Annotated in this window: 20 protein-coding genes; 9 read left to right on the forward strand and 11 right to left on the reverse strand. The window is 64.0% G+C overall.

The window, feature by feature from the left end:
• Positions 1 to 34 precede the first annotated feature (34 nt).
• On the reverse strand, positions 35 to 1,012 hold the full coding sequence (gene gcvA, locus P0D70_RS24485) for a transcriptional regulator GcvA (protein ID WP_408186361.1): 978 nt from the start codon (positions 1,010 to 1,012) through the stop codon (positions 35 to 37).
• Positions 1,013 to 1,202: 190 nt separating this feature from the next.
• On the opposite strand from gcvA, the gene P0D70_RS24490 reads away from it, so the two are divergent.
• Both P0D70_RS24490 and P0D70_RS24495 read left to right on the forward strand, forming a co-directional pair.
• On the forward strand, positions 1,203 to 2,045 hold the full coding sequence (locus P0D70_RS24490) for an EamA family transporter (protein ID WP_408186362.1): 843 nt from the start codon (positions 1,203 to 1,205) through the stop codon (positions 2,043 to 2,045).
• A gap of 70 nt (positions 2,046 to 2,115) precedes the next feature.
• A complete protein-coding gene (locus P0D70_RS24495) occupies positions 2,116 to 3,042 on the forward strand; it encodes a bestrophin family protein (protein WP_408186363.1) in 927 nt (308 codons plus the stop codon).
• Between the two features lie 36 nt (positions 3,043 to 3,078).
• On the opposite strand, the gene P0D70_RS24500 is transcribed toward P0D70_RS24495, so the two are convergent.
• From P0D70_RS24500 to apbC, 5 genes are all read right to left on the reverse strand, one after another.
• On the reverse strand, positions 3,079 to 3,810 hold the full coding sequence (locus P0D70_RS24500; protein ID WP_408186364.1) for a lysozyme inhibitor LprI family protein: 732 nt from the start codon (positions 3,808 to 3,810) through the stop codon (positions 3,079 to 3,081).
• A gap of 2 nt (positions 3,811 to 3,812) precedes the next feature.
• Positions 3,813 to 6,098, reverse strand: a complete 2,286-nt coding sequence (locus P0D70_RS24505) for an arginine/lysine/ornithine decarboxylase (RefSeq protein WP_091796420.1) — start codon at positions 6,096 to 6,098, stop codon at positions 3,813 to 3,815.
• A gap of 87 nt (positions 6,099 to 6,185) precedes the next feature.
• Positions 6,186 to 6,755, reverse strand: coding sequence for a dCTP deaminase (dcd, locus tag P0D70_RS24510; protein WP_007175915.1), 570 nt, complete (start codon positions 6,753 to 6,755; stop codon positions 6,186 to 6,188).
• Between the two features lie 354 nt (positions 6,756 to 7,109).
• Positions 7,110 to 7,643 carry a superoxide dismutase family protein gene (locus P0D70_RS24515; protein ID WP_007175917.1) on the reverse strand — a complete coding sequence of 178 codons (534 nt, stop codon included), beginning with the start codon at positions 7,641 to 7,643 and terminating at the stop codon, positions 7,110 to 7,112.
• A 141-nt stretch (positions 7,644 to 7,784) separates the two neighbouring features.
• Positions 7,785 to 8,873, reverse strand: a complete 1,089-nt coding sequence (gene apbC / locus P0D70_RS24520) for an iron-sulfur cluster carrier protein ApbC (RefSeq protein WP_408186365.1) — start codon at positions 8,871 to 8,873, stop codon at positions 7,785 to 7,787.
• A gap of 349 nt (positions 8,874 to 9,222) precedes the next feature.
• On the opposite strand from apbC, the gene P0D70_RS24525 reads away from it, so the two are divergent.
• Positions 9,223 to 9,876 carry a YiaD family glycine zipper/OmpA-like lipoprotein gene (locus P0D70_RS24525; protein WP_091796422.1) on the forward strand — a complete coding sequence of 218 codons (654 nt, stop codon included), beginning with the start codon at positions 9,223 to 9,225 and terminating at the stop codon, positions 9,874 to 9,876.
• 388 nt (positions 9,877 to 10,264) lie between these two features.
• Positions 10,265 to 12,397 (forward strand): methionine--tRNA ligase, encoded by a 2,133-nt coding sequence (gene metG / locus P0D70_RS24530; protein ID WP_408186366.1) that lies wholly within the window; start codon positions 10,265 to 10,267, stop codon positions 12,395 to 12,397.
• A gap of 104 nt (positions 12,398 to 12,501) precedes the next feature.
• On the opposite strand, the gene P0D70_RS24535 is transcribed toward metG, so the two are convergent.
• A complete protein-coding gene (locus tag P0D70_RS24535; protein WP_408186367.1) occupies positions 12,502 to 16,806 on the reverse strand; it encodes a translocation/assembly module TamB domain-containing protein in 4,305 nt (1,434 codons plus the stop codon).
• 28 nt (positions 16,807 to 16,834) lie between these two features.
• The gene (locus P0D70_RS24540) at positions 16,835 to 18,670 is read right to left on the reverse strand and encodes an autotransporter assembly complex protein TamA (RefSeq protein WP_408186368.1); all 1,836 of its coding nucleotides are present in this window, start codon (positions 18,668 to 18,670) and stop codon (positions 16,835 to 16,837) included.
• A gap of 518 nt (positions 18,671 to 19,188) precedes the next feature.
• On the opposite strand from P0D70_RS24540, the gene P0D70_RS24545 reads away from it, so the two are divergent.
• The 4 genes from P0D70_RS24545 (at position 19,189) to panD (ending at position 21,713) form a co-directional block, all read left to right on the forward strand.
• On the forward strand, positions 19,189 to 19,374 hold the full coding sequence (locus tag P0D70_RS24545; protein WP_007175923.1) for a DUF3460 family protein: 186 nt from the start codon (positions 19,189 to 19,191) through the stop codon (positions 19,372 to 19,374).
• Between the two features lie 4 nt (positions 19,375 to 19,378).
• Positions 19,379 to 20,254, forward strand: a complete 876-nt coding sequence (locus tag P0D70_RS24550) for a segregation and condensation protein A (RefSeq protein WP_408186369.1) — start codon at positions 19,379 to 19,381, stop codon at positions 20,252 to 20,254.
• A 187-nt stretch (positions 20,255 to 20,441) separates the two neighbouring features.
• On the forward strand, positions 20,442 to 21,275 hold the full coding sequence (gene panC, locus P0D70_RS24555; protein ID WP_091796428.1) for a pantoate--beta-alanine ligase: 834 nt from the start codon (positions 20,442 to 20,444) through the stop codon (positions 21,273 to 21,275).
• 51 nt (positions 21,276 to 21,326) lie between these two features.
• On the forward strand, positions 21,327 to 21,713 hold the full coding sequence (gene panD / locus P0D70_RS24560; protein ID WP_012432059.1) for an aspartate 1-decarboxylase: 387 nt from the start codon (positions 21,327 to 21,329) through the stop codon (positions 21,711 to 21,713).
• Positions 21,714 to 21,897: 184 nt separating this feature from the next.
• On the opposite strand, the gene P0D70_RS24565 is transcribed toward panD, so the two are convergent.
• The gene (locus P0D70_RS24565) at positions 21,898 to 22,536 is read right to left on the reverse strand and encodes a ParA family protein (protein ID WP_408186370.1); all 639 of its coding nucleotides are present in this window, start codon (positions 22,534 to 22,536) and stop codon (positions 21,898 to 21,900) included.
• A gap of 210 nt (positions 22,537 to 22,746) precedes the next feature.
• Between P0D70_RS24565 and P0D70_RS24570 the strand changes: the two genes are divergently transcribed.
• Positions 22,747 to 23,166, forward strand: coding sequence for a PaaI family thioesterase (locus tag P0D70_RS24570; RefSeq protein WP_091796430.1), 420 nt, complete (start codon positions 22,747 to 22,749; stop codon positions 23,164 to 23,166).
• A gap of 80 nt (positions 23,167 to 23,246) precedes the next feature.
• On the opposite strand, the gene P0D70_RS24575 is transcribed toward P0D70_RS24570, so the two are convergent.
• Together P0D70_RS24575 and P0D70_RS24580 are read right to left on the reverse strand one after the other, a co-directional pair.
• Positions 23,247 to 23,663 carry a DoxX family protein gene (locus tag P0D70_RS24575; RefSeq protein WP_408186371.1) on the reverse strand — a complete coding sequence of 139 codons (417 nt, stop codon included), beginning with the start codon at positions 23,661 to 23,663 and terminating at the stop codon, positions 23,247 to 23,249.
• 145 nt (positions 23,664 to 23,808) lie between these two features.
• Positions 23,809 to 25,269, reverse strand: a complete 1,461-nt coding sequence (locus P0D70_RS24580; RefSeq protein WP_408186385.1) for a cobyric acid synthase — start codon at positions 25,267 to 25,269, stop codon at positions 23,809 to 23,811.
• Positions 25,270 to 25,347: the final 78 nt, after the last annotated feature.

Genomic DNA, 25,347 nt, shown 5'->3' on the forward strand with positions numbered 1-25,347 from the left:
TACCATGAGTTGATAGTCGAGTCGCACCTCGCGCCTACTCGTTGCGAGTGCGCTTGAGAAAGCCGGACACTCTGCCGGCAGATCGATCAACTAATCCGCGTTTTTGGCGCGGCGTCGCAGTTTGGGACCGCATTCCCTCGCGTTCCAGCCATGAGCGGAACAGCATGACCAGGTCGTCCGCGGACTTGCCATCCGGAACATAGGTGCAATAGCTCCGCGACGGCAGACGCGGCCCAGCGAAAGGCGCGACAAGCCGGCCAGCCGCAAGATCGTCGGATACCAGCGCAGTCGGCCCCATCGCAATGCCTATCCCGTCGATGGCAGCCTGCAACGTCAGATAGAAATGGTCGAAAGTGAGCGCGGCAGCCGGCCTGAGTTCGGGAAGCTTTGCGCTTGCCAGCCAGTCCGGCCAAAGCCGCGGAAGACTCGACGTGTGCAGCAACGTATGCTGCCGCATATCGTCGGGTATTCGAAGCGCCAGTCGCTGCAATAGCGCCGGACTACAGACCGGGATCCGCTCTTCGGACAGGAATGGCCGCATCGAATAGCCATAGAACGTATCCGGACCACCCCGGATGACAATGTCATAGACGTCTTTCAGACTCTCCGCCGACTCGTTCGAGGTCACCACGTTGACCTCCACGTCCGGATGCTCGGCGCGGAACGCGGCCAGTCGCGGCACCAGCCAGCGCAGCGTGAACGTGGCGGGCGCATTCACGGTCAAGGTTCGCGAGAGCGTTGCGGGGAAGCCATATCTCGCCGTTGCTTGCGACAACTGCTCGAACAACGGACCGATTTCCTCCAGGTACGCCCGCGCCGCGGTAGTCAGCGCCACACGCCGGTTGTGCCGTTCGAATAACGGTGCGCCCAGCCACTCCTCGAGCAGACGCACGTGCTGACTTACCGCACCATGCGTGACGTGCAATTCGGCTGCCGCTTCCTTGAAGCTGCCGAGCCGCCCTGCAGCTTCGAAGGCACGCAATGCATTGAGTGGAGGCAGAACCCGTTTCATTCACGATAGTTTATCTAACACGACGACCCAATTTATCTCGTTTGTTGACGAACGACAAGATAGATATCCTGCTTGCTGCACTGCCGATTTGAGCGGCGACAGCCATAAACGGTCAGCGAGAACATCGGACGGCCACTTCTTGCCTTTCGCGGCGCGCAATCTCCCACACCCTTTCGAGTCTGGAGCCTCAATGCTCAGTTACACCGGCGGTCTCGTTCTGGTTGCCGCCCTGCTCCACGCAAGCTGGAATGCGATGCTGCACGGCAACCGGGACCGCTTCCTCTCCATGACGTGGATGAGCATCGCCATCGCGGCGGTCGCCTCGCTCGTGGTCCTGTTCACGCCGTCGCCGAGCGGCGCGGCCTGGCCGTATATCGTCGCGTCGGGGCTCTTGCATATCGTCTACAACGCGACCCTCGTGCGGGCGTACCGGCGCAGCGATCTGGCGCAAGCGTATCCGATCGCGCGCGGCTCATCGCCGCTGCTCGTCACGCTCGGCGCGGCGCTCTTCGCTCACGAAGCGATCGGCCCCTTGCACGCGCTCGGGATCGTGATGATCTCCGGCGGCATCATCGCAATCGCGCTGCAGGGGGGGCGTGTATCGCGCGCGAGTGCGCTGGCCGCGCTGACAACCGGCGCGACGATCGCGCTCTATACCGTGGTCGACGGCATGGGCGTGCGGTTATCGGACGGCCGCGCACTCGCCTACACCGCGTGGATGTTCCTGTTCTACTGGCTGATGCCCGTGTTGTTCATCGCGATGCGCGGAAGCTCGGCGCTGTGGGCACCGGTTCGGGTGGCGCCGATGGCCGTGGGCTCCTCGCTCGCCGGTGGCCTGGTGTCGATCGCGGCATATGGCATCGTGATCTGGGCGATGCAGTCGGGCGCGATGGGCGCGGTATCGGCGTTGCGCGAGACCAGCGTGGTGTTCGCGGTGCTGATCGGGCGGGTGTTGCTGCGGGAAACAGTCAGCGCACAGCGCTGGCTCGCGTGCGTGATCGTTGCGGCGGGGGCGGTTTGTCTGGGGCTTTAAAGCCGCAAAACTCGGAACACAAAAAAGCGATAATAGGCATCCCGCGGCCTCAGGCGCAAAGAACACCCCAATGATCATCCGCCCGCATCTCCATTGGTTTCGCATGCTGCTCGCCTGGCAGGGCTCAGTCCTGCCGCGATTGCTCCCGCGGCTCTTTCTGATCTTCTGCATTTCGATCGTGGCCGTGGCGGCTCACGACCATCTGCTGCCGATCTCGCTGAATCTCAACACCACCGCGCCGTTCTCCTTGATCGGCATTGCGCTCGCGGTTTTTCTCGGCTTCCGGAACAACGCCAGCTACGACCGCTGGTGGGAAGCTCGCAAGCTTTGGGGACAACTGCTGAACGAGTCGCGCTCGCTCATCCGTCAGGTGCTCACCTTGCCATCCCGGCCGTTGCCGAAAGAAGACGTCCGGGAATTTTTCACCGCGCTCAGCGCCCTTCCCCACGCGCTGCGTCATCAACTGCGCAGCAGCGACCCGCACGAAGACCTCGCCGCACGCCTGCCGCAAGCGCTTTTCGAGCGCGTCATGGCGTCGCGCTACAAGCCGGCCACCTTGATGCTCTACCTTGGCGAATGGGTGCAACGACAGGCTCGCGCAGGCGCGATCGATCCGATGGCGGTCATCGCTTTCGATCGGAATTTGAATGGACTTTCGAATGTGATCGGCGGATGCGAGCGCATCGCTTCGACGCCGCTGCCGTTCGCCTACTCGGTGATGATTCACCGCACGGTGTATTTCTTCTGCGCGTCCTTGCCGTTCGGACTGGTGGACAGCATCGGCATCTTCACGCCCGTGTTCGCGGTGTTCGTGGCGTACACGTTCATGGCGCACGAAGCCATTGCGTCGCAGATCGAAGAGCCTTTCGGCACCGACGACAACGACCTCGCACTTCACATGATGTCGACGGTGATCGAGGACTCCATGCGCGACCTGCTCGGCGAACCGGCTCTCCCGTTGCCGAACCCGGAAGCCGAAGGCTACATACTCAATTGAGCGCGCCTCAACTGAAGCGCGCCGCCCAACGCATGCTCAACTGTTGCCGGCTGTTTCCGACAAGCGCTTGAGCGTCGCCACCCGCGCGCCGATGATATCGATGCGGCCGCGCTCGTCGATCACCGGCGTCGTGGCATTCAGGTACGCGGTCCACGCCTTCTGCGCGCGCGTCAACGTGGGACGCGTGCGCGCCGGCATCTTCGACTGCAAGCGGCGGTAGTAGCGGTTCAGATCGAACATGGCGTGTTCGCACTGCGCGTCCGCACCGCAGGCACGCACCCGGCGCGGCGGATCGCCGCCCGCGTTCGCCTTCGCAACCGCGCTGCGCAGCACGAGCGCGCGGTCGCGTACCGGCTGCAACTGCATATCGGCTTCGGCGAGCACGTACATGGAGCCGTGCGTCGTGGCGAACACCGCCGCGAGCAACTGCTTCTCGGCGTCGCGCGACGCCTGCCAGCTCGCCTGGCTCTTTTCCCACTGCTTACGCTGCGCGGGCGGCAACTTCTGCTGAAGCTGCTGCCATGCATTGTCCAACGCGGTCTTCCAGCCGATCCGCGCGTTGTCCATGCACTGCACCTGCCCCGCCGTCGACGACATGTCGCTGCGCGCGAGGCACGCGCGCATCGACGCATCGATCGGATCGGCGGCGGCGACTTCGGCATGCGCCGGCAACGACGCCGCGCCGAATACCGCCGCCGCGACCAGCGACAGCGCGCAGACCACGCGCCGAGCGGGGCGCGTGCCCGACGGGGACGTCACTTGCCGCATCGTCAGCCGCGCACGCAATCGACGAAGTATTCGATGCGCCCGTTGATCGTTTCGCCGACCAGCCCGTGGATGTCCGTGTGGAAACCCGGGAAGCGCTCGTTGAACTCGCGCGCGAAACGCAGATAGTTGACGATGGTCTTGTTGAAGCGCTCGCCCGGAATCAGCAGCGGAATGCCCGGCGGATACGGCGTCAACAGAATCGACGTGACGCGGCCTTCGAGTTCGTCGATAGGCACACGGTCGATCTCGCGGTGCGCGAGCTTGGCGAACGCATCCGACGGCTTCATGGCCGGTTCCATGCTCGACAGGTACATCTCGGTCGTGAGACGCGCGATGTCGTTCGCACGGTAGACGCTGTGAATCTGCTCGCACAGATCGCGCAGGCCGACGCGCTCGTACATCGGATGATGCGAGACGAACTCGGGCAGCACGCGCCACAGCGGCTGGTTGTTGTCGTAGTCGTCCTTGAACTGCTGCAGTTCGGTGACCATCGAGTTCCAGCGGCCCTTGGTGATGCCGATCGTGAACATGATGAAGAACGAATACAGCCCGGTCTTCTCGACGATGATGCCGTGCTCGGCCAGATACTTCGTGACGATCGCGGCCGGAATGCCTGACTCGCCGAAGCCGCCGTCCATATCCAGACCCGGCGTGACGATCGTCGCCTTGATCGGGTCGAGCATGTTGAAGCCTTCGGCGAGCGGGCCGAAACCGTGCCACGCGTCGTTCGGGCGCAGCATCCAGTCTTCGCGCGAGCCGATGCCTTCTTCGGCGAATGTCTCCGGGCCCCACACCTTGAAGAACCAGTCGTCGCCGTATTCGGCGTCGACCTTGCTCATCGCGCGGCGGAAATCCAACGCTTCCGCGATCGACTCTTCGACCAGCGCCGTGCCGCCCGGCGCTTCCATCATGGCGGCGGCCACGTCGCACGAGGCGATGATCGCGTACTGCGGGCTGGTGGACGTATGCATCAGATACGCTTCATTGAAGCGATGCTTGTCGAAGCGGCTGTTCTTCGAATCCTGCACGACGATCTGCGAAGCCTGCGAAATGCCGGCCAGCAACTTGTGCGTGGAGTGCGTGGCGAACACCAGCGCGCCGATGCGCGGACGGCCCGCGCCGATCGCGTGCATGTCCTGATAGAACTCGTGGAATTCGGCGTGCGGCAGCCAGGCTTCGTCGAAGTGCAGCGTATCGAGCCAGTCGCCGAGCATTTCCTTGATCATCTCGACGTTGTAGATCACGCCGTCGTACGTGCTTTGCGTGATGGTCAGAATGCGCGGCTTGAGCTCCGGATTCTTCGCGAGGGCTTCGCGGGCGAACGGGTTCGCGAGGATCTTCTTCTTGATGTTTTCCGGCTCGAACTCGCTACGCGGAATCGGCCCGATGATGCCGAAGTTGTTGCGCGTCGGCGTGAGGAACACCGGAATCGCGCCGGTCATGGTGATCGCGTGCAGGATCGACTTGTGGCAGTTGCGGTCAACCAGCACGATGTCGCCCGGCGCTACCGTGCCATGCCAGACGATCTTGTTCGACGTGGACGTGCCGTTGGTCACGAAGAACACGTGGTCCGCGCTGAAGATGCGCGCGGCGTTGCGTTCAGAAGCCGCCACCGGACCCGTGTGATCGAGCAACTGGCCGAGTTCGTCGACGGCATTGCACACGTCCGCGCGCAGCATGTTCTCGCCGAAGAACTGATGAAACATCTGGCCGAGCGGGCTCTTCAGAAACGCGACGCCGCCCGAGTGTCCCGGGCAGTGCCACGAGTAGGAGCCTTCGTCCGCGTACTGCACCAGTTCCTTGAAGAACGGCGGCGCGAGCGAATCCAGATACACCTTGGTCTCGCGGATGATATGGCGCGCGACGAACTCCGGCGTGTCCTCGAACATGTGGATGAAGCCATGCAGTTCGCGCAGGATGTCGTTCGGCAGGTGGCGCGAGGTGCGCGTCTCACCGTACAGGAAGATCGGGATGTCGGCGTTGCGGCGGCGCACTTCGGTCACGAACGCGCGCAGCGCGACGATCGCGGCGGCCAGCTCCGGCGTCTCGCCTTCCACCACCACGTTATCGACGTACGGCAGCAGCTCGTCGTCGTCGATCGAAAGGATGAAGCACGAGGCGCGGCTCGACTGCTGCGCGAACGAGGTCAGATCGCCGTAGCTCGTCAACCCGAGCACTTCCGCGCCTTCTTTCTCGATGGCTTCGGCCAGAGCCCGGATGCCGGAACCCGAGATGTTCTCGGAGCGGAAATCTTCGTCGATGATGACGACGGGAAAACGAAACTTCATGGGCGATTCTCCAAAAAGAACGACCGCTGCATTGTGTCAATTGCAGCGGTCACCCGGTATGGCTGGTGGTTCAGTACGCTGCGGACGTCACGTTCTCGGCAACGTGACGCCGTGCTGGCCTTGGTATTTGCCGCCGCGATCCGCGTACGACGTTTCACAAATCTCGTCGCTTTCGAAAAACAGCACTTGAGCGACGCCTTCGTTCGCGTAGATTTTCGCAGGCAAAGGTGTCGTATTCGAGAATTCGAGCGTGACGTGCCCTTCCCATTCCGGCTCGAACGGCGTCACGTTGACGATGATCCCGCAACGCGCATACGTGGACTTGCCCAGACACACGGTCAGGACGCTGCGCGGAATGCGGAAATACTCGACCGTGCGCGCGAGCGCGAACGAATTCGGCGGGATGATGCAGACATCGCCCTTGAAGTCGACGAACGACTTCTCGTCGAAATTCTTCGGATCGACAATGGTCGAGTTGATGTTCGTGAAGATCTTGAATTCGTCGGCGCAGCGGATGTCGTAGCCGTAGCTCGACGTGCCGTAGCTGACAATCTTCCGGCCGTCTTCGGAGACGCGAACCTGATCGGGCGCAAACGGCTCGATCATCTTGTGCGACTCGGCCATGCGCCGGATCCACTTGTCGGATTTGATAGTCATAGGTGAACGCTGCTCGACGTGAATGACAGGGGTGTGACGGATAACAACCCGGTAAGTCCCGGGTCACTTGGGGCTAACTGCGTGCGCGCCCGCACTACGCTCACTGGCGGGTGCGGGCCCTGACGGCGTGCCGTTCAGACGCGCTACGCTCCCGGCTGAATGCCGTGGCAGCGTGGCCAGGGCGGGCACTCCGGCCGGGCAGCCGAACGAAAGGCGCTTATTTTACGCGATAGTGAGAATGCTGCTGCGGGTGGGGCCGGGAACGCTTTCTGGCATGTCTCGAGAACGCCTTGCCGAGCGCTCGCGAGGCGCGCCGCCCGCGACTGTGCGGCGCGTTCGGGGCTCATTGGCGACTCATTGACGAATCAATCCGCAAGCGAGCGCGGGGCCCGCGCCATGCTGCGGGTAGGCGTACGGATCGGTCGCGTCGTGATGCAGCAGAACCGCGCGCTGCAGCACCGAGCGGATGCCGTCCAGAGAGACGTCCGGCGCGACGATGAAGCCCGTGGCCACACCGTTCGCGTCCGCGTGAATGTTGCCGAGATCGCCTTCGACCCGCGCGCCGGTTTTCAGACGCTCGGCGGCCGGCGAGAACACCTGGCCCGCACTGGAGCCGTCCGCGGCATTGCAGTCGCCGCGTTCGTGCACTTGCAATGCGTGGTCGCTATTGGGCGGCATGCCCGCGAGATTGTAGGTCACCTGCACGCCGTCCGAGCGCTCGATGAACGTGACGAGGCCGCGCGCCTGATTGCCCACGGTGGGCAGCAGCTGCGCGTCGGCGCGTTTTTCCTGTGGTCTCAGGAACGCGCTGCAGCCGCATAACAGCACACTGGTGGCAGCCAGGACGATGAACGCATGCACCGCCTGCCCGTCGATTCGTTTTCCCATGCGATCCTCTTGCCGGCCTGGTGGCCGCCCCTGCGGCCGCCGAGCCGAACTCGTGAAGTCGACATGATACCGCGAGACCAGGCGCAAACAGACGCCTTGGGCCCGTGTCCGAAGAGCTGTCAAGAGCGCCCCGGCGTTTTCTCAGGTGTTCTGCACGACGATGTTGGGAAACTTCGACGTCATGTCGCGCGCGCGCTCGGCGATATGGATCGCCACCTTGCGCGCGATCGACCGGTAGATCTCCGCGATACGGCCCTGCGGGTCCGCCACCACGGTCGGTTTGCCGGAGTCGGCCTGCTCGCGGATCGCGATGTCGAGCGGCAGGCTGCCGAGCACGTCGACGCCGTATTCCTTGCCCATGCGCTCGCCGCCGCCGGCGCCGAAGATATGCTCTTCGTGGCCGCAGTTCGAGCAGATATGCATGCCCATGTTCTCGACAATGCCGAGAATCGGAATGCCGACCTTTTCGAACATCTTGAGGCCCTTCTTCGCGTCGAGCAGCGCGATATCCTGCGGCGTCGTGACGATCACGGCGCCCGTCACCGGCACGCGTTGCGAGAGGGTCAGCTGGATATCGCCGGTGCCCGGCGGCATGTCGACGATCAGATAGTCGAGATCGTGCCAGTTGGTCTGCCGCAGCAGCTGTTCCAGCGCGGAAGTGGCCATCGGGCCGCGCCACACCATGGGGTTGTCCTGCTCGATCAGGAAGCCGATCGAGTTGGCCTGCAAGCCGTGGCCTGTCATCGGGTTCATCGACTTCTCGTCGGGCGACTCCGGGCGGCCGACGATGCCAAGCATCATGGGCAACGACGGGCCGTAGATGTCCGCGTCGAGAATGCCGACGGATGCGCCTTCGCTCGCCAGTGCCAAAGCCAGGTTCACGGCCGTGGTGCTCTTGCCCACACCGCCCTTGCCCGACGCCACCGCGACGATATTCTTGACGTTCGGCAACAGTTTCACACCGCGCTGCACGGTATGCGCGGCGATCTGCTGCGACACCTGCACCTGCACGTCGGCCACACCGGGCACGGCGCGCAGCGCATCGGCGAACTGCGCGCGGATAGCGTCGAACTGACGCATGGCCGGATAGCCGAGTACCACCTCGACGCTAACCGTGTCACCCTGCACGGCGACGTTCTTGACGTTCCTGGCCGCCGCGTACGGCCGGCCGGTGTTGGGGTCAGCGACGGCTGCGAGGGCAGCGTCGACCAAAGCCCGATCGATACTCATTGACACTCCGTGGGGAACACCTGCGGCGCAGCGGAATCGAAGTCTCGGCCACGCGCCGGAATTTGAAAGAAATTGTTAGACAGCATTGCGAAAACCCGGTGCGCCGGGCACCCTTCGGGCAGGCGGAACGCAATGGGGCCGCATCGCTGCGTGCTTCAACCACCATTGTAGTGGCTGGCGCCACGCCTTGCCGGAAGACCCTTCTTCACTGTCGGACCGAGGCTGAATCAGGTGTAGGACTTCTCCTATTATCGAGCCGACGGCTTTACTGCCGTCATGTTCGCCGTATAGATTGGTCGCTTGTCGCTGCCTTTTTTGCCTGACTCGCTTTACTCAAGAGGAATTTAAAATGAATGCAAAAATCATGACTCGCCTGGCTGTCTTTGCCGTTGCCGGTTCATTGCTGGCAGGCTGCGCCACCCAACAGGGCACCAACACGGCGGTAGGTACGGGGGTGGGCGCTGGTACTGGCGCGGCGCTGGGCGCGATCTTCGGCGGCGGCAAGGGCGCGGCGATCGGCGCTGGTGTCGGCGCGGCGGTGGGCGGCATTACCGGCTACAACTGGCAAGCCATTCATAACAAGCTGTCGGGCGCCACCAAGGGCACCGGCACGCAGATCACGGAACAACCGGACGGCTCGCTCAAGCTGAACATTCCGAGCTCGGTGACGTTCGACACCAACAGTTACGCAGTCAAGCCGTCGTTCGCGCCGGTGCTGGACCAACTGTCGCAAACCATGCAGCAAAACCCGGAACTGATCGCTCAGGTGGTCGGCCACACGGATAGCACGGGCCAGCCGGCCTACAACCAGACGCTGTCGGTCAACCGCGCCGAAAGCGTGACGGGTTACCTGGGCCAGCGCGGCGTCGCGCCGCAGCGCCTGTCGGCACAAGGCATGGGCCAGACCCAGCCGATCGCCGACAACAACACCGAAGCCGGCCGTGCCGCAAACCGCCGCGTGGAAATCTATCTGCGCGCCACGGCTCAGCACGCCACGCAATAAGCACAGGACTTGGGGAGATTGAGGAAACCGCTCGCCGGGCTGCAGCGCCCGCGAGCGCTCTGCTTGAGAAAGCCGTGGAAGGCGGGAGAAAGGAATCTCGCACGAGAACGAAAAAAATTTCGAACTCTGCGGAAAATCCGCTGTCTGTCTTTACGGTACGTGGCTGGCGATGCCGCCGCGTCACCATTCTCCTCTTGTCGTTGTTGCTCCGGGGTTAATAGCCCCGGTTTTTTTTGGGCGCTCGGTTTACGCACCGTGGTAGTCCTCCCGGGCACATACCGTCCTGGCCGGCAACGACTCAGGCCGCGCCCCACCCGGCCCGCCCCGCGCCGGGTGCCTGCCCTGCTAGAATCAACCCTTCGTCCCACCGCAGGCTCCCATTATCCTTATGTCAGCACCCGCAACCGATCTCTCCGTAGGCGCGCCCTCAGGCCGCCGCCAGATTCTCGTCACGTCGGCCCTTCCGTATGCGAACGGGCAAATCCATATTGGCCATCTGGTCGAATATATCCAGACGGACATCTGGGTCCGGACGTTGCGAATGCACGGGCACGAGGTCTACTACGTTGGCGCCGACGACACGCACGGCACGCCGGTCATGCTGCGCGCGGAGAAAGAGGGTCTCACGCCGAAGCAGCTGATCGACCGCGTCTGGCAGGAACACAAGCGCGATTTCGACAGCTTCGGGATTTCGTTCGACAATTACTATTCGACCGACTCCGAAGAGAACCGCGTTCTCAGCGAAAACGTCTATCTGGCGCTCAAGGAAGCCGGCCTGATCGACGCGCGCGATATCGAACAGGCGTATGACCCGGTCAAGGAAATGTTCCTGCCGGATCGCTTCATCAAGGGCGAATGCCCGAAATGCGGCGCGAAAGACCAGTACGGTGACAGCTGCGAAGTATGCGGTTCGACTTATCTGCCCACCGAACTGATCAATCCGTATTCGGTCGTTTCGGGCGCCACGCCGATTCGCAAGACCTCGACGCACTACTTTTTCCGTCTCTCCGATCCGCGTTGCGAGAATTTCCTGCGCGCGTGGGTGGGCGGTCTGGCACAGCCGGAAGCCACCAACAAGATGCGCGAGTGGCTCGGCGACGCCGGCGAAGCCAAGCTTGCCGACTGGGACATCTCGCGCGACGCGCCGTATTTCGGTTTCGAAATTCCGGGCGCGCCGGGCAAGTATTTCTACGTGTGGCTGGACGCGCCGGTCGGCTATTACGCGAGCTTCAAGAACCTCGCCGAAAAGCGCGGTCTGGATTTCGACGCGTGGGTCCGCAAGGGTTCGAAGGCCGAGCAGTATCACTTCATCGGCAAGGACATTCTGTATTTCCACACGTTGTTCTGGCCGGCCATGCTCGAGTTTTCGGGCCACCGCACGCCGACCAACGTGTTCGCGCACGGCTTCCTGACCGTGGACGGCGCGAAGATGTCGAAATCGCGCGGCACCTTCATCACCGCGCAAAGCGTGATCGAAACGGGCCTGAATCCGGAATGGCTGCGCTACTACTTCGCGGCCAAGCTGAACAGCACGATGGAAGACCTCGACCTGAACCTCGACGACTTCCAGGCACGCGTGAACAGCGATCTGGTCGGCAAGTACGTGAACATCGCGAGCCGCGCCGCCGGGTTCCTGATCAAGCGCTTCGACGGCCGCGTGCAGGACAGCGCGATGCAGCATCCGCTGCTCGCCTCGTTGCGCGCCGCCGTGCCGCAAATCGCCGCGAACTACGAAGCCCGCGAGTACAACCGCGCGCTGCGTCAGACCATGGAACTGGCCGACGCCGTGAATGCGTACGTCGACACGGCCAAGCCGTGGGATCAGGCCAAAGACCCGGCGAACGGCGTCGCGCTGCACGAAACGTGCACCGTGAGCATTGAAGCCTTCCGCCTGTTGTCGCTGGCGCTCAAGCCGGTGCTGCCGAAGCTCGCCGAAGCGGTCGAAGGCTTCCTCGGCATCGAGCCGCTGGTGTGGGCGGACGCCAACGTGCCGCTCAGTTCCACCCGGCCGATCAACGCGTACAAGCATCTGATGACGCGCGTCGATCCGAAGCAGATCGAAGCGCTGATCGCGGCCAATCGTGACTCGCTGCAAGCTACGCCAGCAGCCGCCGCGCCGGCCGACGCCAAGTCCAAATCGAAGGCAACCAAAGCGGTCCCCGCTAACGAGGAAACGCCTGGCATCATCTCGATCGACGACTTCGCGAAGATCGATTTGCGCATTGCGAAGATCGTCGACTGCAAGGCGGTGGAAGGGTCGGACAAGCTGCTGCAACTCACGCTCGACGTCGGCGAGGAGAAAACCCGCAACGTGTTTTCGGGCATCAAGTCCGCGTATCAGCCGGAGCAACTGGTCGGCAAGCTGACGGTGATGGTGGCCAACCTCGCGCCGCGCAAGATGAAGTTCGGCATGTCCGAAGGCATGGTGCTGGCCGCCTCCGCGACCGATGAGAAAGCCGAACCGGGCCTCTACGTGCTCGAACCGGATAGCGGCGCAAAGCCGGGCATGCGCGTGAAGTAAAGCGCGGCGGCTCACGCCGCAGGCACGAATGAAAACGGCACGCTCCAAAGGGCGTGCCGTTTTTTTTTGCCTGGGCGCGGCGGTTCAAGTCCGCATTACGCGCCTCACCAACGGATCCGGTCGAAGCGACGCGTATAGAGCAGATCGACGCCGTCGAACGTGCCGCCGTAAGCCGCGACCGACCAGTAGCGCGTGAGGTTGACCGTCGCCTTGATCGCATTGCTCGCCGATTGCAGCCCCTGTTCGTAGCCGATCACGAGCCACTCGTTGATCGCCTTCGACACCATCACGACTTGCGGATCGGTCAGTCCGACTTCGCTTCGGCCGATCGAAAACTCGTCCAGCCCGAAGGTCTGCGCAATCCGCTTGCCGCTCGCGCTGCCGAGCAACGCGAGCGCCGTGGTCATGGTGCTCTGCTGACCCAGGTTGTTGCCCTGATCCGTGCCGTGACCGAATAGCAGCCACGAGAGCTTTTCGTTGTCCGGCACGCTCGGCTCCGACACCAGCTTCGCGGTCGGGAACTGAACCGTGCCCGTGACCTGCACGCCCGCCTCGACCTGCTGATTGCGGCGCATGGCGAGGATGTTGATGCCGGGATTGGCCACCGGACCGTTGAACGTGAAAAAGCCGTTCTCGATGTTGAGCTTGCGGCCGAACGCGGTGTAGGTCGAACCCGGCGTGACACGCACGTTCCCCACCGCGCGCAGCGGCAGATTCGGCGCGCTCATGGCGGTGATCGTGCCGCTCAGGCCCAGATCGGCGCCCTGCCCGCGGAAACGGAAGCTGTTGCCGAGGTTGATGTCGATATTGGCGCGCGGCGCGAACGGGCCGATCGGCTTGTTGGTGCCCGCCACGGGCCGTGTCCGTTCGCCCGCCACCGACCCGTCGGGACGCACCACCACCACGTCGTCGCCGAGCTTCGGCGCGGACTGCTCCGGCATATCGAACAACGCGTGATCGACCATGAATTTGCCGTTGATCTCCATACCGCCCAGCGTCCCGCCATTCGCCACGCTCGCGCTGCCCGACAGCGACAGATTACGATCCGGCGCCGCGAACAGTTCGAGCTTGTCCGCAACAATGCTCGCAGTCAGGTCCGGCTCGGCGCCGTCCAGACGCACGCGGCCCGTTGCGCGCAGCGTGCCGCTCGCGCCATGAAATTCGACCTGCTGGAAGTCGACCAGATTGTGCGACAGCGCGATGCGCACCACGCCGTCCTTCAACTGCACGCCCTGGTCGACCATCGTCGCGGAAAGGCCCTCGCCGAGCAGCGAGCCGGTCAGGTTCGGTTTGGCGACGGTGCCGCCGAGCGCGAGTTTGAGCGCGAGGTGCCCGTCGAGCAGATAGCTCGGACCGAACAGGCCGCCGGTCGTTTTCAGCGACGGCACATTGGCATTCACATTGCCGGTCAGCGCGCCCTCTTCGCTGACGGTCAGGAAGCCGTCGCGCATGACCAGCGTGGTGTGCGCATCCGCGTCGATCACGCCGATGCGGCTCGCCTGCGCGTGCACGGTGGCGTTGAGGCGATTGCCGCCGCTGAACTCGGCGCGCGCGGTGATATCCGTGATACCCAGCGAAGCGAGACCCCGGCCGATTTCGACTGTGACGTCGCCGCTGCGGCGCTTCAGCTGGATATGGCCGCTCGCCGTGCTGCCGAGCGCGAAGTCCCAGTCGCCGTCGAACACCAGATCGGTTTTGACGACGGGCGGCTCACCGGTGATCTCGCGCCGCAGATCCTGCAACCTCACGGCCGAAATGCCCGTCAGGCTGCCCGTCGACTGAATCTTCCCATGGTCGAAGGCGAAGGTTTTCAGGCTCAGTACCGCGCCTTCGAGCGTGAGCCTCGTTGCCCCGAGCGTCAGGTGGCTTGGCCCGGCGCTGACGGCGAGCGGCGACTCCAGATTCAGCGAAGGCGTGCCGCGATTCTGCAGGCGGGTGACGGTGCCGTCCCAGCGCGTGCCGTCGCGCGCTTCGGTCAGCTTGCCGTTGGCGGCGAGCGTGAGATCGAGCGGACGGTCCTGCAGCTTGCCGGTGGCCGCGGCCTCGAGCGTGTGATTCGCGCGCGTGCCGGACAAACGCGCCGTGAGCGTGCTCAGATCGACGCCGCCCGCGCTGAGATTGCGCGCGTCGGTGGTGAAGACGAGCGCGCCGTTCGCGCCGTCGCGCAATTCAGCGTGCCCTTCCGCATGACCGACGCGGTTGCTGCTGAACACCACGCTGTCCGCCTTGTAGTTCAGCACCACATTCGGATGCGCGAACGAGCCGGTGATGTCGCCATCGGCAGCGACAAGTCCCGCGAGGCCAAAGCCGAGGCGCTCCAGTTCCGGCGCATCGACGCGAAACTTCAGCCGGTCGCCGCGCGCGCCGAAGCTGCCTTGCAGATCCACCTGGTTGCCCGCCACCGAGAGGTTCGCGCGGCTCGGCAGAATGCGCGAGCCCGCCAGTTGAATCGTGCCGCCGCCGGTTAGCGGCAGGCCGTCGTACACACTCGGGCCGAGCTTGAAGTCGGCCTTGGTCGTGAAGACCGGCCCGAGCATGCCGGCCGCGGTGAGCGTGCCGTTCACGCGCGCCTCGATCTTGCGGGCAGGTGGCGCGCCGCGTTTCGGCGACGGCGTTTTGCGCTGGACCACTTCGGTTTTGACTGCCGCCTTCGCGGTGTTTTTCACGGCGGCGGCGGCTTTGTCAGCGGGCGCGGCGCTTTTCGCGCCGGCGGTACTGCCGGCTTGCGCCGCGGCCTCCGCGCTTGCGCTCTTTTTCGCACTGCTCGCCGCCGGCGCCGGGCCGGCCACCGGCGTGCGCGACGGCATCTGCGAAGCCAGCGTCAACGGATCGAAATCGGTCAGTTGCGCTTTCACGTTGTAGGTGGAATTCGCGTCGTGCTTGAGCGCGCCGGATAGATCGATGCGGCCTTTGCCCGACGTGATGCGCACGTCGTTGAAGCTCATGCGGGCTGGATCGAAGGTGATCTTGCCTTGGGCACGTAGCGCCGCTTTCGGGTCGGCCAGGTCGAGCGTGAGACTTTGCACGTCGTCGTTCAGGCGGATGCCGATGGGACCGGAAAGCTGCGTAGGCCGCACCGTCGCTTGCAGTGCGTTCAGGTCGAGCCCGGCGACCCGCAGATCGAACTGTCCGCGCTTGCCGCTCAGCGCGCCGCCGCCGGTGAGCGTGGCGCTCTTCACGAGGCGCACGTTCAGGTTCGAGATGCGCTGCGTCTGGGCGTCGAGTCGCACGTCCGCGTTGGCGTCGATCAGCGGCAGCAGGTTCTGGTCGATCGCGCCGGGTTTGGCGTTGACGATCGAAACATGCCCGGCAACCGCGAACCCGGCGGTGCTTTTGCCGGACGCGTGGGACTGAGCGCCGTGTTTGCCGTTTGCGGCAACGGGAGGCTGTGCTGTGCTGGCCGCACCCGCCTCGCTCTTCCCCGCCACGTCTGCACCCTGCCCGACCGGCTGCAATTCCGCCCGCACGGCCAGATCGGCCTGCGGCGCGCCGGGCGCAAAGGCCTGCGGATTGATGTGATCGAAAGTCAGCGTGGCGCGCTGTAAAGGCACGTCGCCGAAAGGCTCGGCCTCGACCCTCGCGTGACCCGCGAGCTTCATGCCGCTCGCATCGAGTTCAGCGATGAGATTTTCCAGCGAGCCGCTCAGATGGCCGCCCACCTGCACCGCCTCGTTGTTGACCTTGCCCGAATAGCCGACGTCCCCGCTCAGCGGAAACGGCCGCACGCCGTCGAGTCTGGCCGCCGCCGTCACCGCGCCGAACGGCGTATCCAGCCGCTCGATCGCGGCCTCGTGATGGCGCCCGTCGCTGCGGCCATGAAACACGAAGCGCGACAACTCGGTTGTCGACGCGCCCTGATGCAGCAGCAGTTTGTCGAGCTGGACATCGCGGACGTCGAGCTGCATGGGCAAGCGCAAGTCTTGCGGCAGCTTCATCGGCCCGCTGCTCGACGACGATGCGCCGATGCGCGCGTCCACCGTGCCGACATGCAGATACTCGATGGTGAACCGCCACGGTTCGCGCGTGAGTGCCCAGCGGCCCGCCACGCGGTCGATCTGGATATCGGTGCCGCTGCCGTCGAGGCTGCGCCAGCGCACCTGGCGCAATTGCAGGCCGTTGGCGAGCGCACCGCTTTCGAGCGTGCCGCTCAGCTTGCCGCCCAGCAGCTTCACCGCCGCCTGCCATGCATAGGCGGTGCCGCGCTCGGTCGTCAGCGCGCCGTACAGCAAACCCACCGCCAACGCCAGCAACAGCACCACCACGGCCACCGTCCACGCGAATGTTTTCAGCAGCAGCCGGCCGAGCCTGCGCCTCCTCGGCGGCTCGGGTGGCGGCTGCTGTCCGGGCGGCTCTCCTGGTGGAGCGTCGGGCGGCTGCGCCGGAGGTTGGGCGGAAACGTCCGTGGTCATGCGGGGATCATGTAGAAGCAGGTTTCCATCAGAAGGCAATGCCGAGCGTCAGGTACGGTCGCACGCTCCTGTTGCGAATCCCGTAGGCGACATCGACGTTGACCGGGCCGACCGGGCTGCGCCAGCGCGCCCCAACGCCTACGCCCGGATAAAAGACTTTTTCGCCCCACGTGTCCGTGGCGGTGCCGACGTCGAAGAACGCGGCCGCGCCCCAGTCGTGGTTGAACCAATGCTGATATTCGGCGGTCGCCGTGACGAGATACTTGGTGGGCAGCACCGAACCATCGACGTTATTACCGATGCTCTGATAGCTATAGCCGCGCACCGAATTCGAACCGCCCGCGCGAAACAGCAGCGACGCCGGAATACCGCTCGAACTGCCGCTCGTAAACACGCCGCCGAGTTCGGCGCGAATCAGCACGAGGTCTTCCTTGCCGATCGGCAGATACTGCTGACCGCGCGCGTAGCCGCGGATGAAAGTCTGGTCGGTGAGCACGCCTTTGACCGCGAAGCCTGCCTCGACGTGAATCAGGTTGCCCTTGCGCGGGAACAGCGGGTCGTCGGTGTTGCGCCGGGTCCACGACCAGGACGGCACCAGCGCGCGGCTCGTAGTCGGCGCGGCCGAGTTCTGATCGAGCCGGTCCTGGTAGAACAGCAGCGCGTAGTTGTAGTCGATGAATTGCGAGGTCCGGGCTCGCTGCACGCCGCCGCGAATACTGTAGATACGCGTATCGGAAACGTCGGTCGTGGTGTAGGACGCCAGCATGCTGTTGGTCCACGCACGCTGCCCAGGCGGCATGGAGAGTTCGATTTGCCCGTATTGCTGAACCTGGTCGACGCGGCCCTGGACCGTGAACGGCCACGCTTTGCCGAACGTGTCGAGGTACGAATAGGCGCCCTGGACCAGCGGGCCGTTGTCCGTCGAATAGCCTACGCCGCCGCGAATGCTGTTGTACGGATACTCCGACACCTTCACGTGCATGGGCGTCTCGACCGGTTTGGCGGGGTCGCTATCCACGTCGATCGCGACGCTCGCGTAGTACGGCGTGTTTTGCAACTGGCGCTGTAATTCGGCGACGCGCTGCACGTCGTAAATATCGCCCACCGAAATCGGGTTCACATTGTTGACGATCTGTTCCGGGTAGCGCCGCGTGCCGGATACGTCGAGCTTGCCCATCGTGAAGGTCGGCCCGCTTTCGTACGTAACCGACAGTTTCGCCTCGTGCGTGCGCGGATCGACGCGCGCCTCCGAGTGGTAAATCTTCGCGCCCAGATAGCGGCGCGACTGCAAGGCCTTGAGCGACGCATTTTTCGCGTCGTCCCACTCGCCTTGTGAGAACGGATCGCCTTCGTGCAACGAAAACGCGAAGCGTGCGGCATTCTCCTGCGCTGGATCCTCGGTCAGCACCGGCCCGCGAAACGACAGCGAAATCGACGTGATGAGGGTTTGCGGGCCGGGATCGACGCTCACCGTGACGCGTTTCGTATCGTCGACGGTGCGCACGTCGGTGCGCACGACCGGCGTGAAATAGCCCTGCGTGGAAGCCAGATCACGCACCTGCTGAGGCGTGGCGGTGATCAGAAACTCGAACTGGTCGTCGCTGATATCGGGACGTTTGGCGAAACGCGCGATATCCAGATGGGCTTCGAGCAGTTTGCGCAGAGCGCGCGGCGTGGCTTCGATATCGACCTTGTAGCTGGCCGCGGCTTTCGCCGCATGAGCGTTGCCGGCCGCCAGCGTCAGCATGACGAGGCCGAATGCCAGCCACGCGCGCAGCCAGTGCCGCATGGGCGTGACAAGCCCATGCCCGTCACCGGCCTTGCCGCGCCGCAGCCGCGGCTTGTCGATCGCACACCCCGCCAAACAGGACCTCCGGCCGTGGTTGATGAATTTTATCGCTCGGGCGCGCCGCGGCGGCCGAAGCTCGCTATTTGACCACATCGGCGAGCTGCCGCGAGATCTCTAAAAATGCGTCCGCAGCGTGCGGACGGGCCTCCCCGTCCGGTTCGCGCGCGCCGCGACTCGCCGCGCAGCACCCTGACGCCCGCGACTGAGATACCGCTGCGATGACGCCACTTCCAGGCGACCTTGGGCGCAAAACTCAAGGCCGCCTCCAAGCCACCTTGGACGCAAACCCAACGTCGCACCCAGCCGCCTCGACGCAAACCCAACGCCGCCTGCAAGCCACCCTGCCGGCGCCGCGCCCGCCTTTGACGCCCGCCGCGCCGCACGGGTTCCGGACATTCTGGTGCGCCGGCCGCCCGGCACTGCCGCCGTTTTTCGACCGCGCGCCGCGCATGCGGTAAAATTATCGGATAGCAGTGGTGTCTGGCGAATGACCGCCGGGCAGCCGCCAATTTCCATACCACGGACGTCGAGCCATGTATCAATCGGACATCACCCAGTTCCTGAACCAGCTCAAGCAACAGAAACCCAATCTGGAAGCCGAACAACGCCGCGGCCGCGCGCTGCTGTGGGACAAACAGCCGATCGATCTCGAGGAACGCGCCGAGCAGAAAGCTTCGCGCGTAGAACAGACGCCTTACTCGTACTATCAAAACTTCTAAGCGCGTGAGTCACGCCGACGAGGCACACGGCGCACCGCCGGCCCCCGCCGACGCCGCGCTCGCCGCGCCCGCCACCGATTCGACACCCGACACCGTCGACGGCATTGCTTTTGCACGCCTGTACGGCGAGCCGCTCTTCAAGATGCCGACGGATCTGTACATTCCGCCGGATGCGCTCGAGGTGTTTCTCGAAACGTTCGAAGGACCGCTGGATCTGTTGCTGTACCTGATCCGCAAGCAGAACTTCAACGTGCTCGACATTCCGATGGCGGACGTCACGGTGCAATATCTGGGCTACGTCGATCAGTTGCGCCAGACCAATCTCGAACTCGCGTCCGAGTATCTGCTCATGGCCGCGATGCTGATCGAGATCAAGTCGCGCATGCTGCTGCCGGTGAAAAAGGCCGACAGCGGTGAGGAAGCCGAAGATCCGCGCGCCGAACTCGTGCGGCGCCTGCTCGAATACGAGCAGATGAAGCTCGCCGCGCAGCGCATCGACCAGTTGCCGCAGCTCGGACGCGATTTCCTGCGCGCCGAGGTTTATATCGAACAAAGCATCACGCCGCGTTTTCCCGACGTGAACAGCGAAGACCTGCGCGCCGCGTGGGCCGACGTGATCAAGCGCGCCAAGCTGGTCCAGCATCACAAGATTTCGCGTGAAGAGCTTTCGGTGCGCGAGCATATGAGCTCGATCCTGCGGCAGCTGCAAAACGCCCGCTTCGTCGAGTTCTCCGACCTGTTCGACACGAGCAAAGGCGTGCCGGTGGTGGTGGTGAATTTCATCGCCGTGCTCGAACTGTGCCGCGAGTCGCTCGTCGAAATCACCCAGGCGGAACCATTCGCGCCGATCTATGTGCGCCTCGCCTACCTGCCCGCCTGAGGCCCTCAAACGGGGCACAATTCCGCTGCACGGGAGAGTAAGCCTCTTTTCGGTGCGGCAGCCGCTCAAATCCACTACAATCCCGCGCTCCGAACCTGTCATTACCAGTGAGGCGGCGGCCCGCGCGATTCCTTAGGGTTTTGCGTCCACCCAGTCTCGCGCCGCGCGAGGAAATCCCTGTCCGATCATGAAAGTCATCAGCTCGATCCATGAATTGCGCGACCAGTTGCGCGGCCAGAATCGCACCGCCTTTGTGCCGACCATGGGCAATCTGCACGAGGGCCATCTGTCGCTGATGCGTCTCGCGCGTCAGCACGGCGATCCGGTCGTGGCGAGCATCTTCGTCAACCGGCTGCAGTTCGGTCCGAACGAGGATTTCGACAAATACCCGCGCACGATGGAAGCGGACATCGAAAAGCTCCAGAAGGAAAACGTCTACGTGCTGTTCGCGCCGACGGAGCGAGACCTCTATCCGGAGCCGCAGGAGTACCGCGTGCATCCGCCGCACGATCTGGGCGACATCCTCGAAGGCGAATTCCGGCCGGGCTTCTTCCAGGGCGTGTGTACGGTCGTGATGAAGCTGATGTCGTGCGTGCAGCCGCGCGTCGCGGTGTTCGGCAAGAAGGATTACCAGCAGTTGATGATCGTGCGCCGCATGTGCAACCAGTTTGCGCTGCCCACCGACATCATCGCCGCCGAAACCGTGCGTGACGCCGACGGCCTCGCGCTCAGCTCGCGCAATCGCTATCTGCAGGCCGCCGAACGCGCCGAGGCGCCGGTGCTGGCTGCTGAACTGAACCGCGTGCGCGAAGCCGTGCTCGGCGGCGAGCGCGACTTCAGGAAGATCGAACAGGCGGCGATGGCGGCGTTGGCCGCGCGCGGCTGGCAACCCGACTACATCGCGGTGCGCAAGCGTTCGAACCTGCTGCCGCCGGGTCCGCAAGACGCGAACGAGGAACTGGTCGTGCTGGCTGCCGCCAAGCTCGGCGCCACTCGTCTTATCGACAACCTCGAAATCTGAAGTCGTCTTGGACAGACGTCGACACGCATAAGAAATCACACAGGATTGGTCATGCAACGCAACATGCTGAAGTCGAAGATCCACCGCGTCGCGGTCACGCATTGCGAACTGCACTACGAGGGTTCGTGCGCGATCGACGAAGATTTGCTGGAAGCGGCGAACATCGTCGAAAACGAGCGGATCGACATCTGGAACATCAACAACGGCGAGCGTTTCTCGACCTACGCGATCAAGGGCGAGCGCGGCAGCGGCATGATCTCGCTGAACGGTTCGGCCGCGCGGCGCGCGCAGCTGGGCGACCTGGTGATCATCGCGGCGTTCGCGGTGGTGGATGAAGCGGAACTGAAGGCCGGCTGGAAGCCAGACCTGGTATTCGTGGACGACAACAACAAGATCAAGGGCAGCCGCGATCACGTGCCGACGCAGAACTGGACCTGAACGCTCTGTCGTTCAGCTCGCTCTTTCAGCGCTGTCGTCCAGCTCTTTCGTTCAGCGCCGTAGCCTAGCTTCATCGTCCCGCTCTGCAGTTCGCTGACACGCCTGCCCCGCAGGCGATCCGCGAGGGAATTCACTGCCTGTACGGCCTGATCCGGCAGGCGGCGCGGCCACCAGCCCTGCCGCCTCAACCCTTCTTGCCGGCTCCGCTAGTCCATTCGATGATCGGCTGCCACTGCTCCAGATCCTTCTCCACACGGCTTTTCGCGACGTCCCACAAGGTCAGCCCGTGGGCCGCCAGTTGCACGTAATTCTGCGTGTCGCGCAAAAAACCCAGCACCGGCAGCTTCAGCCCCTCGACAAAGCGATGCAGTTGCTCCGCCGAGCGCGTGCGCGCATCCACGCGCATGCCGACCACACCGATTTCGATGGCGCCTTTTCTGACCGCCTTCTCCTTGGCCAGCCGCTCGAGGAATTCCTGAGTAGCGAGAATATCGAACATGGACGGTTGGAGCGGCACGATCACCTTGTCGGCCAGATCTAGCGCGATGCTCAGGCGATTGCCGTGCAGGCCGGCCGGTGTGTCGACGACAGCGTGCTCCAGCCCTTTGGGCGGTTTGACCGGCTCGTCCAGATTGACTTCCCAGGTCTCGATGGCCGGCAGCGTGTCGGGCCGCAGCGACAGCCACGCGTGCGCGGACTGCTGTTTGTCCAGGTCCGCCAGCGCGACCCATTCGCCAGCCGCGGCGAAATAGCCGGCCAGATTGGTCGACAGCGTGCTTTTGCCCACGCCGCCCTTCGGATTCGCCACCACGATCACCGTCATGAATTCTCCCGGAAAGAAGGCTGGGCCCCGCCAGCCGGTTTGCCGCGTATTGCTCTGACATGCGCAAGTGTGCCCGGAACCGGACCGGTTTTCAGGCACACCTGCCGATCCAGCCGTTGATAATATCGACAAATGCACGTTGGCCGAAGCCCCTTGACGGCTAATTGGCCACCGTGCGCTGCCGATTTATCCAACCAGGACCCGAATCTCATGAGCAAACTGCGCCCGGAATACACCGTCGAACGCCTCCACGAACGCCAGAAAGGCTCGCTGCCCGGCCTGCTGGGCGTGCATGTCCTGTCCCTGGACGAAGGCGAGTTGATCGCGGAATTGACCGTGCGCAAGGAGTTGCTCGCGCCGAACGGCTTTTTGCATGCCGCGACCGTGATCGGCCTCGCCGACACCGCCTGCGGCTACGCCTGCCTCGCGCATTTGCCAGAGACGGCGCGCAATTTCACGACCATCGAGGTGAAAAGCAATTTTCTCGGCACGGCGACCGAGGGGACGATCCGGGCGGTCGCGAAGAGCGTGCATCTGGGACGCAGCACGCAGGTGTGGGACGCCACGGTCACGGATCCGAAGGGCAAGACAATGGCGTTGTTCCGGTGTACGCAGATCGTTTTGTATTGATGAGGCGACGCTAGGACGGCGCCATGAAAAAAGGCACGCGGCCTTACGGCGCGTGCCTTTTCAACGATCCAGCTAACCGCTCAGGCGGCCACCGCCCGTGGCGCCTTCACCCCGCCGAACGACAGCGCCCCGCCGCCGAGCAGCGCCTGCACCACCAACGTCACCGCCCAGAATGCCGGATATTCCCAGCCGCCGTGCGGCGACGCAAAACCCCAGCCATTTTGAAGATGCTGCGACATCGCGCCGAGCATGAACGGCAGCAGCACGAGCGCGACCCAGCGGACCTGCACGCCGAGCAGCAGCGCAATGCCGCCGAACAGTTCGACGAAGGCCGTCACATAGCCGAGCCAACCCGGCAAGCCCAACGAGACGAAGAACTGCGCCGTGCCCGGCAGCGTGAAGACGAAAATCTTTTGCAGACTGTGAGCGAGATAGAGCACGCCCAGGGCGACGCGAAGGAGTAGAGCGGCCAGATCGGCGGAACGGTTCGGGTTCATGACAGGTCCTCGAAGAGAGAGAGACGGCGCGGAAAACGGCCGTCGATGTGAGCACTCTATTCGAACCATATGAAGCGAAAAACTACCACCCAAGCTTTGATTATTTCCCAATAGGATTTAATCCACCCTTCCTCGTTGATCCTGATCAACCAATCGCAGCAAAAAGTCTCGGCAGATCGAGGTGCTCGGCGAGCGTGTCCGCGAGGCGTTCCAGCGACGCCTCGCGCAACGCCGGGTAGTCGATTGCCTCGGCATCGCTCAAACCGGCCCACGCGAGCAACGCGGCACAGGCGGACGGTGTGTCGAACAGGCCGTGAACATAGGTAGCGAGAATCTGGCCATCGGCGGAGATCGCGCCGTCGGGGCGCGCATCCCGCGCGTCGCCCAGTTGCAAAGCGGGCGTGTCCAGCGCCGGCCCGTAAGTCTCGCCCATATGGATTTCGTAGCCGGCCACGTCGGGCGAGCCGGGCAACGCGAGGCGGCCGGTCACGTTCTTCAGCGTCTTGTCGCGCGTGAGCACCGTCGAGTAATCGAGCCAGCCGAGTCCCGCGGACGTGCCCGGCGCGCCCTCCACGCCATGCGGATCGGCCACTTCGCGCCCCAGCATCTGCATGCCGCCGCAAATGCCGATCACCCGGCCGCCATAACGCAAGTGCTTTTGCAGCACCGCATCCCAGCCTTGCGCGCGTAGAAACGCCAGGTCGCCGGGCACGTTCTTCGAGCCTGGCAGGATGATCAGGTCGGCCGGCGGCAACGGCGTGCCGCTTCGCACGTAATGAAAATCGACCTGCGGATGCGCGCGCAAAGCGTCGAAATCCGTGTGATTACTGATGTGCGGCAGCACCGGCACGACCACCCGCAGCATGCGCGCCGCGCCGCCACTGTGCGCCGCGCGCAATTCGGGCGGCAGCATGTCTTCCGCGTCCAGCGTCAGACTGTGCAGGTAAGGCACGACACCGAGCACCGGCTTGCCGGTCTGCGCTTCGAGCCAGTCCAAACCAGGTTGCAGCAAACTGATGTCGCCGCGAAAGCGATTGATGATGAAACCGCGCACCCGCGCCTGCTCGCTCGCCGACAGACAAGCAAGCGTGCCCGTGAGGTGGGCGAACACCCCGCCGCGATCGATATCGGCCACCAACACGACCGGGCAATCCACGGCCTCCGCAAAACCCATGTTGGCGATATCGCGGTCGCGCAGATTGATTTCGGCCGGGCTGCCCGCGCCTTCGACAAAGATCGTGTCGTACGCCGCCTGCAGACGCGCATACGATTGCAGCACCGCTTCGAAGGCGACGGGCTTGTAGTCGTGATACGCACGCGCGTCGAGATTCATGCGCGCCTTGCCGTGGATGATCACCTGCGCGCCGCGGTCGCTGGTCGGCTTGAGCAGCACGGGGTTCAGATCGGTGTGCGCGGCAATGCCCGCGGCCACCGCCTGCAAAGCCTGAGCGCGGCCGATCTCGCCGCCGTCCACGGTCACCGCGCTGTTGAGCGCCATGTTCTGCGGCTTGAACGGTGCGACCCGCACCCCGGCGCGGCGCGCGAGCCGGCACAAACCGGCGACCAGCGTGCTCTTGCCGGCATCGGACGTGGTGCCCTGGATCATCAGCGTGCCGCGCGGCACGGGTACGGCGTCATGCGAGGTCGAAGTGGTGGTCACGGAGTCTCGGGTTTGGCGGTAGAC

The sequence above is a fragment of the Paraburkholderia sp. RL17-381-BIF-C genome (assembly GCF_046026435.1).
Taxonomy (GTDB): domain Bacteria; phylum Pseudomonadota; class Gammaproteobacteria; order Burkholderiales; family Burkholderiaceae; genus Paraburkholderia.

What these genes read in the sequence shown, in the direction of transcription:
- gcvA (WP_408186361.1), bottom strand. Translation starts at nt 1,012, where the DNA reads ATGAAACGGGTTCTGCCTCCACTCAATGCATTGCGTGCCTTCGAAGCT.
- P0D70_RS24490 (WP_408186362.1), top strand. Translation starts at nt 1,203, where the DNA reads ATGCTCAGTTACACCGGCGGTCTCGTTCTGGTTGCCGCCCTGCTCCAC.
- P0D70_RS24495 (WP_408186363.1), top strand. Translation starts at nt 2,116, where the DNA reads ATGATCATCCGCCCGCATCTCCATTGGTTTCGCATGCTGCTCGCCTGG.
- P0D70_RS24500 (WP_408186364.1), bottom strand. Translation starts at nt 3,810, where the DNA reads ATGCGGCAAGTGACGTCCCCGTCGGGCACGCGCCCCGCTCGGCGCGTG.
- P0D70_RS24505 (WP_091796420.1), bottom strand. Translation starts at nt 6,098, where the DNA reads ATGAAGTTTCGTTTTCCCGTCGTCATCATCGACGAAGATTTCCGCTCC.
- dcd (WP_007175915.1), bottom strand. Translation starts at nt 6,755, where the DNA reads ATGACTATCAAATCCGACAAGTGGATCCGGCGCATGGCCGAGTCGCAC.
- P0D70_RS24515 (WP_007175917.1), bottom strand. Translation starts at nt 7,643, where the DNA reads ATGGGAAAACGAATCGACGGGCAGGCGGTGCATGCGTTCATCGTCCTG.
- apbC (WP_408186365.1), bottom strand. Translation starts at nt 8,873, where the DNA reads ATGAGTATCGATCGGGCTTTGGTCGACGCTGCCCTCGCAGCCGTCGCT.
- P0D70_RS24525 (WP_091796422.1), top strand. Translation starts at nt 9,223, where the DNA reads ATGAATGCAAAAATCATGACTCGCCTGGCTGTCTTTGCCGTTGCCGGT.
- metG (WP_408186366.1), top strand. Translation starts at nt 10,265, where the DNA reads ATGTCAGCACCCGCAACCGATCTCTCCGTAGGCGCGCCCTCAGGCCGC.
- P0D70_RS24535 (WP_408186367.1), bottom strand. Translation starts at nt 16,806, where the DNA reads ATGACCACGGACGTTTCCGCCCAACCTCCGGCGCAGCCGCCCGACGCT.
- P0D70_RS24545 (WP_007175923.1), top strand. Translation starts at nt 19,189, where the DNA reads ATGTATCAATCGGACATCACCCAGTTCCTGAACCAGCTCAAGCAACAG.
- panC (WP_091796428.1), top strand. Translation starts at nt 20,442, where the DNA reads ATGAAAGTCATCAGCTCGATCCATGAATTGCGCGACCAGTTGCGCGGC.
- panD (WP_012432059.1), top strand. Translation starts at nt 21,327, where the DNA reads ATGCAACGCAACATGCTGAAGTCGAAGATCCACCGCGTCGCGGTCACG.
- P0D70_RS24565 (WP_408186370.1), bottom strand. Translation starts at nt 22,536, where the DNA reads ATGACGGTGATCGTGGTGGCGAATCCGAAGGGCGGCGTGGGCAAAAGC.
- P0D70_RS24570 (WP_091796430.1), top strand. Translation starts at nt 22,747, where the DNA reads ATGAGCAAACTGCGCCCGGAATACACCGTCGAACGCCTCCACGAACGC.
- P0D70_RS24575 (WP_408186371.1), bottom strand. Translation starts at nt 23,663, where the DNA reads ATGAACCCGAACCGTTCCGCCGATCTGGCCGCTCTACTCCTTCGCGTC.
- P0D70_RS24580 (WP_408186385.1), bottom strand. Translation starts at nt 25,269, where the DNA reads ATGATCCAGGGCACCACGTCCGATGCCGGCAAGAGCACGCTGGTCGCC.